Annotated in this window: 17 protein-coding genes; 11 read left to right on the top strand and 6 right to left on the bottom strand. The window is 60.2% G+C overall.

Going from position 1 to position 14,641, the window contains the following annotated elements; genetic code table 11:
* Nucleotides 1–58: 58 nt before the first annotated feature.
* Together AC2TC0_RS15775 and AC2TC0_RS15770 are read left to right on the top strand one after the other, a co-directional pair.
* Entirely contained in the window at nucleotides 59–1,330 is a 1,272-nt protein-coding gene (locus tag AC2TC0_RS15775; RefSeq protein WP_484718403.1) for a tyrosine-type recombinase/integrase, read from the top strand.
* Nucleotides 1,331–1,786: 456 nt separating this feature from the next.
* On the top strand, nucleotides 1,787–2,317 hold the full coding sequence (locus tag AC2TC0_RS15770; RefSeq protein ID WP_066528256.1) for a helix-turn-helix transcriptional regulator: 531 nt from the start codon (nucleotides 1,787–1,789) through the stop codon (nucleotides 2,315–2,317).
* Between the two features lie 228 nt (nucleotides 2,318–2,545).
* Here the strand turns inward: AC2TC0_RS15770 and AC2TC0_RS15765 are convergent, their stop codons facing one another.
* Nucleotides 2,546–3,481: an AraC family transcriptional regulator gene (locus AC2TC0_RS15765; RefSeq protein ID WP_066528263.1), complete on the bottom strand. Its 936-nt coding sequence runs from the start codon at nucleotides 3,479–3,481 to the stop codon at nucleotides 2,546–2,548.
* Between the two features lie 186 nt (nucleotides 3,482–3,667).
* Between AC2TC0_RS15765 and AC2TC0_RS15760 the strand changes: the two genes are divergently transcribed.
* The 5 genes from AC2TC0_RS15760 to AC2TC0_RS15740 all read left to right on the top strand — a co-directional run bounded on the left by AC2TC0_RS15760 (nucleotide 3,668) and on the right by AC2TC0_RS15740 (nucleotide 6,364).
* Nucleotides 3,668–4,189 (top strand): carboxymuconolactone decarboxylase family protein, encoded by a 522-nt coding sequence (locus tag AC2TC0_RS15760; RefSeq protein WP_082731126.1) that lies wholly within the window; start codon nucleotides 3,668–3,670, stop codon nucleotides 4,187–4,189.
* Nucleotides 4,190–4,301: 112 nt separating this feature from the next.
* Nucleotides 4,302–4,658 carry a nuclear transport factor 2 family protein gene (locus AC2TC0_RS15755; RefSeq protein ID WP_066528266.1) on the top strand — a complete coding sequence of 119 codons (357 nt, stop codon included), beginning with the start codon at nucleotides 4,302–4,304 and terminating at the stop codon, nucleotides 4,656–4,658.
* 189 nt (nucleotides 4,659–4,847) lie between these two features.
* Nucleotides 4,848–5,339 (top strand): ferritin-like domain-containing protein, encoded by a 492-nt coding sequence (locus tag AC2TC0_RS15750; protein ID WP_058454717.1) that lies wholly within the window; start codon nucleotides 4,848–4,850, stop codon nucleotides 5,337–5,339.
* Between the two features lie 67 nt (nucleotides 5,340–5,406).
* The gene (locus tag AC2TC0_RS15745; protein WP_231729168.1) at nucleotides 5,407–5,754 is read left to right on the top strand and encodes a c-type cytochrome; all 348 of its coding nucleotides are present in this window, start codon (nucleotides 5,407–5,409) and stop codon (nucleotides 5,752–5,754) included.
* Nucleotides 5,755–5,785: 31 nt separating this feature from the next.
* Complete coding sequence (locus AC2TC0_RS15740; protein ID WP_318254616.1) at nucleotides 5,786–6,364, top strand: uracil-DNA glycosylase family protein; 579 nt, start codon at nucleotides 5,786–5,788, stop codon at nucleotides 6,362–6,364.
* A gap of 866 nt (nucleotides 6,365–7,230) precedes the next feature.
* Here AC2TC0_RS15740 and AC2TC0_RS15735 read toward each other — a convergent pair.
* Nucleotides 7,231–8,043, bottom strand: coding sequence for an AraC family transcriptional regulator (locus AC2TC0_RS15735; RefSeq protein WP_058456591.1), 813 nt, complete (start codon nucleotides 8,041–8,043; stop codon nucleotides 7,231–7,233).
* Between the two features lie 95 nt (nucleotides 8,044–8,138).
* Between AC2TC0_RS15735 and AC2TC0_RS15730 the strand changes: the two genes are divergently transcribed.
* Nucleotides 8,139–8,684 carry a carboxymuconolactone decarboxylase family protein gene (locus AC2TC0_RS15730; protein WP_072378598.1) on the top strand — a complete coding sequence of 182 codons (546 nt, stop codon included), beginning with the start codon at nucleotides 8,139–8,141 and terminating at the stop codon, nucleotides 8,682–8,684.
* A gap of 69 nt (nucleotides 8,685–8,753) precedes the next feature.
* Complete coding sequence (locus AC2TC0_RS15725) at nucleotides 8,754–9,125, top strand: SPW repeat domain-containing protein (RefSeq protein WP_072378596.1); 372 nt, start codon at nucleotides 8,754–8,756, stop codon at nucleotides 9,123–9,125.
* Between the two features lie 287 nt (nucleotides 9,126–9,412).
* Here AC2TC0_RS15725 and AC2TC0_RS15720 read toward each other — a convergent pair whose 3' ends face one another.
* Nucleotides 9,413–9,970 (bottom strand): cytochrome P460 family protein, encoded by a 558-nt coding sequence (locus AC2TC0_RS15720; RefSeq protein WP_066528270.1) that lies wholly within the window; start codon nucleotides 9,968–9,970, stop codon nucleotides 9,413–9,415.
* A 101-nt stretch (nucleotides 9,971–10,071) separates the two neighbouring features.
* Between AC2TC0_RS15720 and AC2TC0_RS15715 the strand changes: the two genes are divergently transcribed.
* On the top strand, nucleotides 10,072–11,013 hold the full coding sequence (locus tag AC2TC0_RS15715) for an AraC family transcriptional regulator (protein WP_082731125.1): 942 nt from the start codon (nucleotides 10,072–10,074) through the stop codon (nucleotides 11,011–11,013).
* A 348-nt stretch (nucleotides 11,014–11,361) separates the two neighbouring features.
* A complete protein-coding gene (locus tag AC2TC0_RS15710; RefSeq protein WP_066528275.1) occupies nucleotides 11,362–12,255 on the top strand; it encodes a LysR family transcriptional regulator in 894 nt (297 codons plus the stop codon).
* Here the strand turns inward: AC2TC0_RS15710 and AC2TC0_RS15705 are convergent.
* From AC2TC0_RS15705 to trbG, 3 genes are read right to left on the bottom strand one after another with little or no spacing between them, the layout of a single operon-like run.
* Complete coding sequence (locus tag AC2TC0_RS15705) at nucleotides 12,243–12,470, bottom strand: DUF2274 domain-containing protein (RefSeq protein WP_066528277.1); 228 nt, start codon at nucleotides 12,468–12,470, stop codon at nucleotides 12,243–12,245. The two genes, AC2TC0_RS15710 and AC2TC0_RS15705, sit on opposite strands and share 13 nt — an antisense overlap.
* Complete coding sequence (locus AC2TC0_RS15700) at nucleotides 12,467–13,639, bottom strand: TraB/TrbI/VirB10 family type IV secretion system protein (protein ID WP_066528280.1); 1,173 nt, start codon at nucleotides 13,637–13,639, stop codon at nucleotides 12,467–12,469. The genes AC2TC0_RS15705 and AC2TC0_RS15700 overlap by 4 nt, the downstream gene beginning before the upstream one ends.
* A complete protein-coding gene (gene trbG, locus AC2TC0_RS15695) occupies nucleotides 13,636–14,601 on the bottom strand; it encodes a P-type conjugative transfer protein TrbG (RefSeq protein ID WP_484718402.1) in 966 nt (321 codons plus the stop codon). The genes AC2TC0_RS15700 and trbG overlap by 4 nt, the downstream gene beginning before the upstream one ends.
* Nucleotides 14,602–14,641 lie beyond the last annotated feature (40 nt).

The following is a 14,641-nucleotide window of genomic DNA, read 5'->3' as shown; positions in this document are numbered from 1 at the left end:
ACGCCATCGTAATCCCGACATCTGATTACGTGGCGATTACGTGGACGAGCGTCAGATCATGCCGAATCAATCAATCACACTGCGAACAATCCAGTCGGTCACACCGGACCCGCACCGCGACATTTACGTGTGGGACCCCCGGCTAAAGGGTTTCGGACTTCGCGTCACGCCAAGAGGAGCACAATCGTTTGTGTTCCAGTATCGGGTCGACGGCGGGCCTGCCCGACGCAAAACGATCGGGCCCGTTGGTAGTCCATGGACGCCGGCCACGGCGCGCAAGGAAGCCGAGCGATTGCTGGTCCAGGTCTATCAGGGGATCGATCCGGTCGAAGCCAAACGCGAAGCCAAGCGGAAGAAGGAGACGCTGAACTTTCGGACCTACAGCGAAAGGTTCGTTGAGCTCTATCTCAAGCCGAACTGGCGGGGGACGTGGGGCTCGGCGCAATGCACGATCAACAACGTGTTTATTCCACGCTGGGGGAACCGACCCGTCCACGAGATCACCCGCGCCGATATCGTGAAGGTGCTGGACGAGTATTCTGATCGCCCTGCGCGACGCAAGGAGATCCACTCGCTCCTGCGCAAGTTCTTCAACTGGGCGACCGACCGGCAGGATATCGATGTCTCGCCGCTGGCCGGGATGAAGGCTCCGAAGGCCGTTCCATCGCGGCGCAGGGTGCTCAGTGACGAGGAGATTGTCGCCTTGTGGAGGGCGACCGAGAATTCCGGATGGCCGTGGGGGCCGTTCGTCCGGATGCTGATCCTGACGATGCAACGGCGTCAGGAAGTTGCAGAGATGGACTGGTCCGAAATCGACATCGATGCGCGTAGATGGACCTTGCCGGCCGATCGGGCGAAGAATGATCAGGAACATGTCATACCGCTGACAAGCCTCGCTTTGGCAGAGCTGCAGCTGCTTGGCCCGAAGCGCAAGGGCCTCGTATTCACGACCACTGGCACGACCCCCGTCTCGGGATTCTTCAAGGGAAGGGCGGCTCTCCACAAGGACATGATCGCGCACCTGAAGGCGAAGCAGATCGAGGACGGAGGAGACCCCGACCAGGTAGACGTTCCGAACTGGCGACTACACGATATCCGCAGAACCGGCGCAACCCATCTCCAGTCGCTGAGAGTCCCCGTCGAGGTGACAGAANGGAGGAGACCCCGACCAGGTAGACGTTCCGAACTGGCGACTACACGATATCCGCAGAACCGGCGCAACCCATCTCCAGTCGCTGAGAGTCCCCGTCGAGGTGACAGAAAGCGTGCTCAACCATATCAGCGGAACAAGGGCAGGGGTCGCGGGGATCTACAACCGCTACAAATATGACGATGAGAAGCGCACCGCTCTCGATGCTTGGGACGCGAAGCTGCGGTCCATCCTGTCGACATAGGCCAATGAGACGCATGGTCTGATTCCAGACCATGGCTAGCTGCGCCTCTCGGCCCGCGTCGAACGCAGCGGAGCAGCACGGCAGTGAAACAAAAGGGGCACCGCAGATACCGTTGACATTTGTCAACAGATAGGCGATAAGGAGGTCGGTTGAATGGCTAGGCCACGCCATCCGAACAAGGAGATTGAAGCTGCTGTTGCCCATGCGGAAACACTGGGCTGGCGGGTCGTTCCGATCAGTGGCCACGCCTGGGGGCGGCTCTACTGCGCTTGGGCTGACCGGGACGGTTGCATGGTCTCGGTGTGGAGCACGCCGCGTAATGCGGAGAACCATGCCAAGGCTATACGACGGGATGTGTCGCGGTGCCCGCACGGGCAAGCGGAGTGAGTGAGATGAAGACGCATGAGTTCACGATTGTCGCCTCCGGCCTCGATCCCGAGGCGGACGGCTACGAAGACCGCTTCTTCGAGGCCGGTTGCGACGACGCGACGCTTTCGTTCCAGAAGGGCGTGATCATCGCCGAGTTCGCCCGTCAAGCTGTGTCATTTTCCAAAGCTGTCACAACCGCTTATAAGGATATACTCAAAACGGGTGCCAAGATCGAACGGGTCGAGCCGGATTATCTGGTGAACCTCAGTGACATTGCCGAGCGCTCAGGTCTCACCCGTCAGGCGATCTCGCTCTATACCAAGGCGGAACGTGGCTCAGGCTTCCCCAATCCGGTTGCACGCGTCACCTCCAACAGTCCTCTCTGGGATTGGCTGGAAGTCACCGAGTGGCTCCACGCCCAGGCAAAAATCGACCGCGAAGCGGTGGTAGAGGCGCGGATTGTCAAAGAGGCCAATCGCTTTCTCGAGTTGCATGACGAGCAGTCTGATAACTTCACGCGGCGACTGGAATTGCACGAGGATGCGGGACCCTAGGCGTATACAGGTCTGACGCCCATGCACCAATCCGATGGTAACGCACCACCCTATTGCTCAGATGGAGCATTTGCCGTATCTTTCCTCACCGGCTGATTAGATCGCCTATCAATAGCTTGAATTCGGGCAAATACATCGACATTCTAACAGCCATGAACAGGATCGACAAGTTGATTAATCAAAAGCAAGCATTAGTTTGTGCAGTCGACCGCGATGGCTTCGCCACTTCTACGCTGCGTTGCTGCTCATCCTTCGCTCTTTGGGCGAACAGCCGAAGCGCTCTGAAAACGCACGGGTGAAGGCGGCAGCCGAGCGATAGCCAACGCGATTGGCAACCGTTTTTATCGGGACATTGCTTTCCGCGAGTAGGTTGAGCGCACGCTGAAGCCTCCAGTCCACTATATAGGCCATCGGGCCACTGCCAACCAGCTCGCGAAAGCGCTCGGCGAAGCGGCTGCGCGACATTCCCACGGCCGCCGCTAGGCTTTCGACAGTCCATCCATGGGCGACATCACCGTGAATAAGGCTGAGTGCTTTGCCGATCTGAGGATCGTAGACAGCGGACATCAAACGGCTGATTTCGGGCGCCTGCGCGATGCCGGCGTGTATCGCCTCGATGAACAGCGCCTCGGACAGGCGGCTGACGCTGGCTGTGGCTCCCGGTTCGCCCTCAAACATGCGGCGCACAAGCAGGCGCAGAACGTCGTCAAGCATGGGCCGTGATGCACGGTCCGCTGCGGTAACATGCAACAAGTCCGGTATCGAACGCAGCAACGGGTGGTCTGCACCATCGGCAAAGGAGAAATGGCCGCATACCATTTGGCAGGATTCGCCGGCTTCGCCGCTCCCGACGATGAACGGCCCCGAGCCCGTGAAGCCTGCTTGCTGTATGACATCGCCAAGCGGTTGCCCTTCAACGGTTTCGCTGCTCGACAGCAAATGGCCAGCGCCGCCGGGAACAAGGGCAAGATCGCCAGCTCGCAACTTTGTGCGCGTCCCATCGGCGAGGGTGACGTAGCACGTCCCTTGTACCACCAGGTGAAAGCGCGCTGCACGCCTGTAGCTAGGGACGGCGATACTAAACGCCGGGTAAAAATCGGTGCGAAAGTAAATTGCGGCTTTCAGTGCTACTGTGTCGAGCACGTCGCTGAGTACATCGGTCATGCTGGTTGCATAGCACCGGCGTCCGCTAAATCCACAAGACTATTCGTGAAACGTTGCAGGTCATCCCAATGAATTGACCAGAAATCGTAAAATGGCGCCACGGCATTGCGTTACCTCCCACCGAAGCGCAACCAAGCATCGACGGAACTGCTAACCCTTCGCCAGGAACCGCCCCGGAGATTTGTAGTGGAGACCATTCCCCAGACTGATGCCGCGTCTGCGCCGTCGAAAACCCAAGACCTGCTGTATGCGGTGAAGAAGCAGATGGGCGGCTTGCCAAAAATTTTTGCCACCATGGCGCAATCACCGGCCGGGCGCAGTGGTTGTCCTGGAGTTGCCGGGGCACTCGCCGCAGGAAGCCTGTCAAATGTGAACCGCAAGCAGATTGCGCTCGCTGTCGCCGGTGCCAATGCGTGCGATTATTGCGCTTCGGTGCATACGGGACGCGGCAAGGGAGCAGGTCTTTCGTCCGACGAAATGGCCAGGAATTTGATTGGCAGATCGTCATATCCCAAGACCGCCGCTCTGTCGGGCGTCGCATGCGAAGTCGTTCGCCTACGTGGCCAGACAACGGCAGCTCAACTCGCAACGCTCACCACGCCGGTTCCGATCATGAGGCCGGTGTCGAGACTGTCGCGAACATCACACTCAGCATTTTCACGAACTACTTCAACCATATCGCGGGGACCGAAAATGATCTCCCGCTGATGCGTTCGCGGAGCGCCTTGTTTGTTTAGGCGACCCGAACGGGCCGGTTCGCCGCCCCCAGCGAACCGGCCCAACTCGGTCTTCAATCACATTCAATCCGAAGGAAAAGCCAATGACCAATCCAATAGAAGCTGCCGAAAGCGCATCAAACGCGCTCACCGCTCAGGGCAGAATCCTTGAGTCGATCGACCAGTACTATGCCGACAATTGCGTATTCATCGAACCCGATGGCGCAAGCCGCACTTCGAAGGCTGCAGAGCGCGCACATCTTGAAGGCTTTTTCGCGAGCCTGAAGAGCTTCGAAAGCGCGACGTTGCACGGCCAGGCCGTCGGGGACAATTTCTCGGCGAGCGAATGGACGTTCAAGATGACGGCCGGTGATGGCAGCCCGATCATCTGGCACGAAACGCTCGTGCGCACCTGGCGGGACGGCAAGATCGTCTCAGAAAAATACTACACCCAGGCCTGATCTCGGGCGACCCGATTGGCTCCGTTTCGACTTGAATCCCGGCGCACAGCGCGCGGGTAATTTACTACTCCAACAGAGGGAAATCTCATGTCCAATGAAAATGAAGTTGCCATCCAGTCCCGCCGTGCCCTGTTCCGTTCAGCTGGAATTGCCGCGGCTGGGTTTGGGCTCGCCACCCTTAACGCACCGTTGCTGGCCGCGCCACGCAAGATAGCGCGCCGCGGCGATACCGTCAGCTCAGATGTCGGCGTGATGCAGGGTGCTCTTGCACTTGAACATGAAGGTATCGCTGCGTATCGCATTGCCGGCGGAAGCGGGCTGCTCAGCAAAGGCGTGCTCGACGTTGCGTTGGTTTTCCTCGGCCATCACGAGGGGCACCGCGATTCACTTGCCAAGCTGATCGCGACGGCTGGTGCAAAGCCTGTCGAACCCAAGACCGATGCCGAGTATATTTCGGCACTTAACATCGGCGCGCTCAAGTCAGAAGGCGATGTCATTAAGTTTGCTGCCGGCCTCGAACAGGGCGCGACGAACGCCTATGTCGGCCAGATCGCTGCGTTGCAGGACCACAAGCTGGCACATCTCTTCGCGCAACTTAGCACAGACGAAGCGGTTCACTGGGCCATTCTCAACAACGCGGCGGGCGGCGCGATGCCCAAATCTGCGTATCTGTTCGGCTGATATGGCAAGTCGCAAACGCATCGAGGCCGGGGTCGCGGTTTGCGCGATCCTGGCCGGGGCCGGACTGGTGTTTGCCCCCACCGCCGCGCCGGCGCAAGCGGTGGGCAATCTCGCAAATGGCCAGGCGCTTTATCGAGCAAAATGTGGCGGATGCCATTCCATCGAGGCAAACCGTATCGGCCCGGCGCACCGCGGTCTCATTGGACGTCGGATCGCAACGGCACCAGGCTATGCTTATTCTCCGGCACTCAAGAAATTGACCGGCGTTTGGACGCCGGCGCGGATCGATTTATGGCTGCAGGGACCCCAAAAAATGGCGCCAGGCTCGAAAATGTTTTCGACTGTCTCCGACGCCGCGCAACGGCGCGACATTATTGCTTATCTTGCCGCAAACTCGTCCGTGGACCGGAGGTAGCGGGACGCCTGTTATGAGATCGTCAGACTGCTTGCTGGAAGACATTCGAGCGTGCACCCTGTGCGCTGAGCATCTGCCAGCCGGACCGCGCCCGATCGTTCAGTTCAGCGCAACCTCAACAATTGTCATCATCGGTCAGGCGCCCGGCGCGCGGGTCCATGAGAGCGGCACTGCCTGGGATGACGCAAGCGGCGAGCGGCTGCGCGAGTGGACGGGGCTGACGCCCGATATTTTTTACGATCCGGCGCAGGTCGCACTTGTGCCGATGGGCTTTTGCTATCCCGGCACCGGGAGCAGTGGCGATTTGCCGCCGCGCCTCGAATGTGCACCAATGTGGCATGATCGCGTCATGGCCGTGCTTCCACCCGCGCGATTGACGCTGCTCGTTGGAAGCTATGCACACCAGCGCTACTTGGTCGAGGACAAAAAACAATCGCTGACTGAACGTGTTGGTAAATTTCACGAGTACCTGCCGCACTACTTTCCGCTTCCGCATCCATCCTGGCGTAGTATGGGCTGGATGAAACGCAACCCATGGTTCGAGCACAATGTTCTGCCAATGTTGCGCGATGCAATTGGAATGCGAATAGGCACTGCCCCACACGAGTAGGCTTGTCAGTGTTTTAGGCGACCGCCAGGCCATTGGTAGGCGCTTGGATCCCCTCGTGGGGCAATTTGGCGAACGAGGGCTTCTCGGTTCGGTGCTGGGCTACCCATGCGGAAGGGCTGGGCTGGCGGGTCGTTCCAATTAGTGGCGATGACTGGGATCGGTGTTATTGGCGCTGGGTTGACCAAGACGGCTGCATCATTCCGGTGTGTCGGCGGTGATAGCAGGCGATCAAACAGGTTTGCTGTCGGGCGACGGGTTCATTTCCAGCAGGGTGCCGCGTCCGCGAGGCTATCGAACAGGTCATACCAATGCAGTCGTGTCTACCGTCCATAGTTGCCGTGGCTTTCAAAGTGAGGCGACCGCCAATGGGCAAGTGACAAGCGGTCGGAAAAGGGCGCATTTAATGTGGTGGAGGGGTCTCCACTTTGCGGGATCTTCTGCGAATAAGTCAGACAGGAAGGTGACGATGGAGCAGGTACCGGCTGTTGAGTTGGATTTGGCAAAGCCGGTTGGCTAGGTTCACGGCGTCAACACACAGTGCAATGTGCCCTGATTGGGACGCACAGCAATGTTTTCGAGCCCAGCGATGCACCATTCGGGGTCATAACGCGCCTCCGTCCCGTCTGAGCGCCATATCCAATGATCCCCATTTATGTCCTAGTTCGATCCGTCTTTCCGGCATGCGGTCCTATCAGCGATACTGATCGGCCAAGGCGGAAGGTGCTCGCTCAATCGAACGCGCGCGCAATGCTGGTGTTGGGTACCGCAGCTTGCATCCTAGCCCAGCATTCAGCCATGCCGCCGCGCGATCCATGTCCAGGCGGTCACGCGTTCACTGCCGCATCCATGTCTACCAACTGATCATGTTACCTTAATCTCTGCTTCACTTGGCGCGGTGCTTCGCCCGTGACGCGAGCGAACACCCGTGAGAAGGCTGCGGCACTATCATATCCGACGCTGTCGGCCACGGTCTTGACCGGCTTGCCTGCGGCAAGAAGGTCACGCGCAATCGTCATTCGCCACCGGGTCAGATAGTCGATCGGCGTCCGCCCAACGCAGGCGCGAAAATGCGTGGCAAAACGGGTGCGCGACATGCCGGCCACCTCTGCCAGATCATCAAGAGTCCACGAATGCCTTGGCTGTTCGTGCATCGCCGTCAGCGCCTTGGCCAATCGCGGATCGGCAAGGCCGCCCAGCACACCATCATTCACCAGGCCACTGGCGACAACATGACGCACTACCAGGATCAAGAGATAGTCGAACAAATGGTCGATGGCGGCCTGACGCCCATTATTGTCGCCAAATCCTTCGACAAGCAGAAGATCGCAGGCGGGCCCCAGCGTCGGGTTCTCGGCCAGCGGCAGGATGACAAGGTCGGGCAGTCCTTCGCCAATCGGGTTGCCATTATCGCCGCCCAGATCGACCTTCGCGCAGACCAGATCAGCCCCGCCTTCCGCAGCGCCAGTGAACCGATGCGCCTGTCCGCGCGGGAAGAAGAGCAGCGTTGGTTCGTTCAGAATGAGATCGGCCTCGCCAGATCGGCTCAGCGTCAACGCGCCGCTCTTGAGAAGGTGGAGGTAGCCGCAATCGGCAAATTGCGCGGTCGTACACAAGTTGCCGGTAAAGAATGTCCGGGCGCTCGGGGCAGTGTGGGCAAAGAGAGCGGCAAAGATGTCCATGTGAACGATCTGCAATGAAGTTGGCACCAATCTGCACCGATAACAGCCGATAGAGGCGTTGTGCAAGCCCGCACTGACCAACAGAGGAAACGCAAATGCCCCGCATCAACCCCGTAGAACTCGCCACTGCCGACACCGGCGTCCAGGCCACCCTCGGCGCTGTTAAGGCGAAGATTGGCATGGTCCCGAACCTTTTTGCGACCTTCGCTCATGCTCCTGCCGTGTTGAATGGCAACCTCGCCTTCGCAGATGCACTGGGAAGTGGTGTGCTGACCGCTGCACAGCGCGAAATCGTTGCGCTTGCCGTCGCCCAGTACAACAGCTGCCACTATTGTCTGTCGGCGCACACGCTGCTCGGGAAAGGTGCCGGCCTTTCGCCAGAGGCTATCCGCGCCGCCCGTCTGGGCAAGGGCCAAGATCCCCTCGACGATGCGATCGCGACGCTTGCCTTGCGCATCGTTGAAACACGCGGTCACGTGACCGACAGCGATCTGTCAGCAGCCCGCCTTGCTGGCCTCGACGACGCCCGCATCGTCGAAATCGTCGGTAACGTCGCGCACAATGTTCTGACCAACTTCATGAACAACGTCGCCCAGACCAAGATCGATTTCCCGGTCGTCGATGTGGCGGTTGCGGCCTGATCATAATGCGTGCGGGCCGGTGCAGGACATCGGCCCGCTCCTCAACCACTTCCATAGGGAACCCTTGCCATGAAACTGCAATTCCTTACCCCTGCGCTGCATGGCGTGCTTGACTATGTCGCCGCTGCCGCCCTTATTGCGCTGCCATTCCTGCTCGGCTTTGAGGGTATTGAGCTTTGGCTCTCTGTTGCCGGTGGGGCGGGCTTGATTGCCTACAGCCTGCTCACTGACTATGCATTCGGTGCGGTCAAGCTGGTGTCGTTCGATGCACACTTGTTGCTCGATCTTGCCGCAGGAGTAGCCTTCATTGCCGCGCCATTCTTGCTTGGCTTCACCGCTCTGGCTTCGATCTACTACCCGGTTATGGCAGCTGGCGTGATCGCGGTGGTTACCTGTACCTCGCGAGCCAACCAATCAGGCCGAAAGAACGCCGCTGCCTGAGCACGTCTATCAAGGACACAAGAGTTGTTATCAACAATGCCACCCTGCATGCCCCGATCACGGCATGCAGGGTTTGCCACGTCTGGAGTTTGGCGCTCCACGACCTGAGCCATAGCCCAACGCCCTCAGCGCCATGATTTAGTCGGCAGAAAAATTACGGGTACGGAACTCAATTCCTCACTATTCTGACCTTTGCAGAATCAGCCAACAGCGTTGAGCCCGTGAAAGCGGGCCCGCTTGTCGCAAGGCGAGGCGGTGTGCGGATCCCAACAGAGGCACCGCTCCGCTTATTTCTTGAGCACCGGATAGCCATCGACATAAATCGAGTCAGTCGCATTGGCTGGCAAGTGGCAAGTCAGACAATCGGTCTTGTAATCGGTCGATTTCGTCTTGGTCGGGGCGCCCTGATCAAACCATGCCCAGCCCCAGCCGTCGCCCCACAACTTGTTGTCGGGATGGCTGTTCTTGCTGTCCTTCACCATAACGAACCAGCCTTTCAAGGCTTTCGTATGGCTGACAGTGCCCGTTGTCATTGGTCCCGTCGTCGCCTCGAACACCTCTTTTACTAGCGTCGTGCCGTCCGCGAACGTGCCGGTAGCGCGATGCCCGGCTGCAGCACCGGGCGAGGCATAGACGATATGCATCTCCTTTGATCCGGGTGTGCCATCGGCCGCCACAGCCCAAGTGCCGAGATATTGATAGGTATCACGATAATCGGCAGGTACGCGCAAGGTGCCTGCGGCGTCAGCGCCGCTATTTTCCGCTCTCGTTTCGGTCGCCTCGCTACACCCGGCCAACAAAAGCGCCGAGGCTGCAAACAGCAGCGAACCCTTCGGAATGTGCATGAGATATCTCCCTGTTGACGTAGGCATTCGCTAACGCAATGCTTGTCTCTTCATGATGAAAGCCATGTAGATCAAATATTTGTGCAGAAGGGCTCTTTCTCTTGTCCAAACGTCTCTTGTCGCGAATCGACCTTGATGCGCTGTTCGATCAACTGCGTGTCGAGCCGATCGCTTTTTCCGAATGCTTCATTGCCCCCGCTTGGGCGTTGGCCTTTTCAGCCACCCCGGCATCAGGTCTTCACTATGTGTTGCATGGCGAAGGTGAACTGGTGTTAGGGTCGGGCGCGCCTGTTCCCTTCGGCCCGGAAACGCTGCTTGTTACCCCGCGGGACACCCCTTACCGCATCCAGGCGCGGTCTACTCCAGAGGCACGGACAGGTTGTGGAGGTGTGGTCGCGGTAACCATCGACCTTGGACAACCCACACTGAAGCGCTGGCAGGCAGGAAGTGACGAGCCAGCGCTGAAGATCGTCTGCGGCCATTTCCGTGCAATACAGGCTGGCGATCGCGACTTATTCGGTGCGCTTGATGCACCGGTGGTGGAGCATTCCGGCAAAGATAGTGTCGGCAGTCTGATGCCATTGATCCGCACCGAACTCAGTGGGAACAACACGGGCGGCCGGACTATGGCCGCAGCGATGCTGCGCCAGGTTTTGGTGATACTGTTGCGCCGCGGGCTCGCCGAACAGCAGAGTTGGCTTGGTGCGCTTGATCTGGTTAGCGATGAGCAGGTGATGCGTGCCTTCAGCGCCATGGTGCATGAGCCCGGTGCGGCACACAGTGTGATGTCCCTGGCGCAGCTGGCATGCTTAAGTCGGTCGGCCTTCATTAAGCGGTTCCAGGCGTCGTTCGGACACCCTCCCGCCACAGTGCTGCGCGAACTGCGCTTGCTCGCTGCGGCAGACCGGTTGCTGCGTAGCCGCGCATCCGTCGAGCAAGTCGCGCGCGGCGTGGGCTATGCGAGCCCAAGCAGTTTTTCGCGTGCCTTTACCACGCGTTTCGGCGTTAACCCGGCGGCATATCAGGCGAGCGCCGAAGAATGAGGCGCTTGATCTCCGCACAGATAAATCTCTTGCGGCTAACGTGTTGTTTTATTCATTTTGGCGGAGGCATATAATGTAAATGTTGAAAAAAAATTGTGGCGAAACGCGAACATAGGTGTTCGCCTAGTCGCTCGTCTCAACAAATGAAGATCCGTATGAAATTGTGAAGTAATGGCCTGATGTAACATAAGCGGTTGCGTTGTGCTCCCATAATTCAATCGGGCCGCGCCATAGCATCGCGCAGCGGTTGTTCGTCGCTCGATGTAGCTTGGATAAAGGAACCTAGGGGCTTCGGGCTTTTGGTGATAGCGCGAAGCACGGGGATAAAGATAAGGGTCGCAAAGCCTTATGATCGAAGTGCGTCAGCTCAGATTTGCGGTAGCCACCGCCGATGCCCAGAATTTTTCACGCGCCGCCGAAGCAATGCGCATCAAGCAGTCGACGTTGAGCAGACGAATAGCCGCCTTGGAGGCGCGCCTCGGGATCAAGCTCTTTGAACGCAGCACGCGCGGCGCAATACCGACCGAGCAAGGCAAGGCGTTCCTAAGTGTTGCCCGGCGCATTCTTACCGACATCGACAATCTTCAGACGACAGCCCGCGCGGTCAGCTATGGCGAGGAAGGCAGGATCGCGGTCGGCTTTTCTGCGTCCCTGATGGCCGGCAATATGCGCGCGACCATTGGCGAATATATGCGGCGTCACCCCGATATTCAGTTTGACGGGATCGAAGCCGATCCCGAGCGGATGCTCAGCGATCTGAAGGCCCGGATCATCGACGTCGCGCTGATGCCATCGGACGCGCACGACGCCGGCATCTCGCGGCGCTCGGCATGGTCGGAGCGATTGCTTGTTGCGTTGCCGAAAGACCATCAATTGGCCACATCAGACCGGATTCACTGGAGTGATTTGCGCCGACAGGTTCTCGTGCTGCCCAGCCAAGGCGTGGGGCCCGCCATGGCCCGCAATCTGAAGCGTCGATTGTCAGATCAGGGCTATCGTGCCCACCTGATCGTGCAAGACACAAGCCTCGAGAGTGTTCTGAGCACGGTCCCGTTCGGGCGGTACGTCACGCTTGCCACCGAAGCCTCGATCGGGGTGCAATGGCCGGAACTGACGTTCCTCGAGATCATGGATCAGGGCGGCCCTGCGCGGCTCGACTATGCGTTCTACTGGCGCGAGGATAACGACAACCCAGCGCTGAAGCGGTTCTTTGAACTGCTCAGCGAACGCTACCCGGCCTGACCCGAGCGCCGCAATCTGGCGAAGGACCGGTCGGTCGCGATGAAGCGCTCGATCATCGGCGGGATCAGCCGCTCGGGTGTGGGAGCATCTTTGGTATCGCCGCCGTTGATCGCCAAGCCATAGGAGAGCAGTTCGCGGTGAAGTCGGGACGAGAGCTCGATGGTTACCTTGACCGGCTTTTCGTCGGCCAGGTCGGCCAATTTCAATCGGGTCATGACTCGTCTCCCAATATCAGATCACGGGTCACGAGTACGCGCACGGGAAAACCCGGACGGATCGTCAATGTTGGCCGCACATCGAGCTCGCGGCTGACGACCTGTTCGCCCGCGCGGCCGATGCTGTCCTGCGAGCCTCGGCGCAGCGCGCGGGTGAGATTGTCGTCATTGCCCGCGCCAAGCTCGCCGCCAACACCCAGCAGGGTCGAGACCAGCGCGGCCCGCAGAACGCCGCCCCAATGAAAGTCCACGCCGTCCTGCAGCCCGGCAAAGCCGGATGGGTCGCCGCCGGGTTGGCGTTCGAGCACGATCGACCGGCCATCGGGCAGGATCAGCCGGTTCCATGCGAGCTGCACCCGGCGCTGTCCGAAGGACACGTCGGCATTATAGTCGCCGATCAGCCGAGACCCTTGGGGGATGAGCAGGATGCGGCCGGTGACGCTGTCATGGACAGGTTCGGTCACCTGCGCGGTGACCTGACCTGGAAGATCAGAGCGGATCCCGGTGATGAGTGCTGCAGGAATGATGCTGCCCGCCTGCAAGACATGGGTGCCCGCTGGCGGCTCGATCCGACTGGCTGATACCGTCCGGCGCTCGGCGGGGCGGTCGGCAAAAGCAGGGCGCGGCGCCTCGGCAGCGAGCTGGGGCACCGGCGGCCCACCGCCGGCATCGGCAACTTCCGATCCGTCACCGACAGCAGCTGCTCCCGCACCGCCACCAAAGAACAGGCGGCTTTCGCGAGCGGCGCTGCGTTCCTGCAGCAGCCGCTGGCGTTCCGTCTCGGCTGCCGTTTGCGCAGGCGTTGGCGCAGGGCCAGTGGGCGGCGCAGCGCCGATCGGCGGAAGCTCGGCGACATCCCCGCGCTGTTGTGCCGCCAGGATCGGCGCGCCGAGATCGCCGGGCAGGGGCGGGCCCAGCTTGGGGACATCACCATAGTCGCGAGGGGCATCGGCCAATGCGTCGGGCTGCGCCGCGCCTTCGGTGTTGAGCAGCTCCTCGCGCTCGGCCTGGCTCGCGGGCTGCAGGGCATAGATCAGCGCACCGCCGACAAGGGCAAAGCCGCAAGCCGACGCGATGCCGATGGCCTTGCGCGACAGCCGCATGACGCGCGGCGGATCGCCGCGCAGCTTGACCGCCTCTTCTGGCGTTGGAGCAGCTTCGTCGCTCATGACGGCGACCTCCGGCGTTCCTTGCGGATCTCGACGCGCTGCTGCGAACGGCGGTCGCCAAGGCGCAGTTCGGCGCGCTCGAGCAGCCGGTCGACGATCATAAAGCGGCCGGACACGCGGTAGTTGAGGAGCTCGGCCTGATTGCCCTCGCCAAGCCCGAACAGCGGCGGCATCTGACCTTGCTCCACGCTTTCGGGAAACTCGATAAAGGTCTGCCGCCCGTCATCGAACACGCGCACCGGTCGCCAGGAGGGCCGATCGCCCAACAGGCGATAGCCAAAATTGAGCGCCTCGACCGGAATATTGGCAGCAATTGGTGCCGCGCGCGCCTCGGCTTCCTGCGCCTGTTGCAAGGCGATCAGCTCGTCCTGCGGATAGGTCCAGGAGACCGACGCCATGTAGACCGACGGATTGGCACGCAGCTCGATGTGATAGGTGCGGCGGTCGGTGTTGATGACAAGGTTGGTGGTGATGTCGGAGCGGACCGGCTTGACCAGAATGTGGACCCGCGCATTGGCCCCGCGCCCGCTTACGGTGTCGCCGATCAGCCAGCGCACGGTATCGCCCGCAGCGACAGGTCCGGCGCCAACCAGCTGCTCGCCTTCCTGCAGCGCAATGTCGGTCACCTGTCCCGGCGCGGCATAGACCTGATAGAGCGCGCCGGGAGCCCAGGCATAGTTCTGGATCGCGTTGATGAACTGCTCGCCCTCGGGCTGCACGCGCGCGGCGGCGTTTGCCGCTCCCACCCGATCCCTGGGGGCAGATGGCTGGGAGCGGCGCGCGGCGCGGGAGGGGACTCGCCGCGGTTCGGATTGCGTCTGCATTGTTGCGGTGGTCGCCGCCTCGACGACCACTGGCGCCAACTCTGCTGACACCATCTGTGCTGAAGCCGGACAGGCAGTTGTTCCAAGCAGGACGGAAAAGAGGGTCACTGCAAGGCGACCGGGAATGGGCGAGATCATGAGCCAAGTTCCTTTGACCAGTTGATGGCATTGACGAAGA

It is taken from the genome of Sphingopyxis sp. sgz302558 (genome assembly GCF_057220455.1).
Note: the sequence above shows the minus strand (reverse complement) of the source record. Positions and strands in the feature narration are given on the sequence as shown.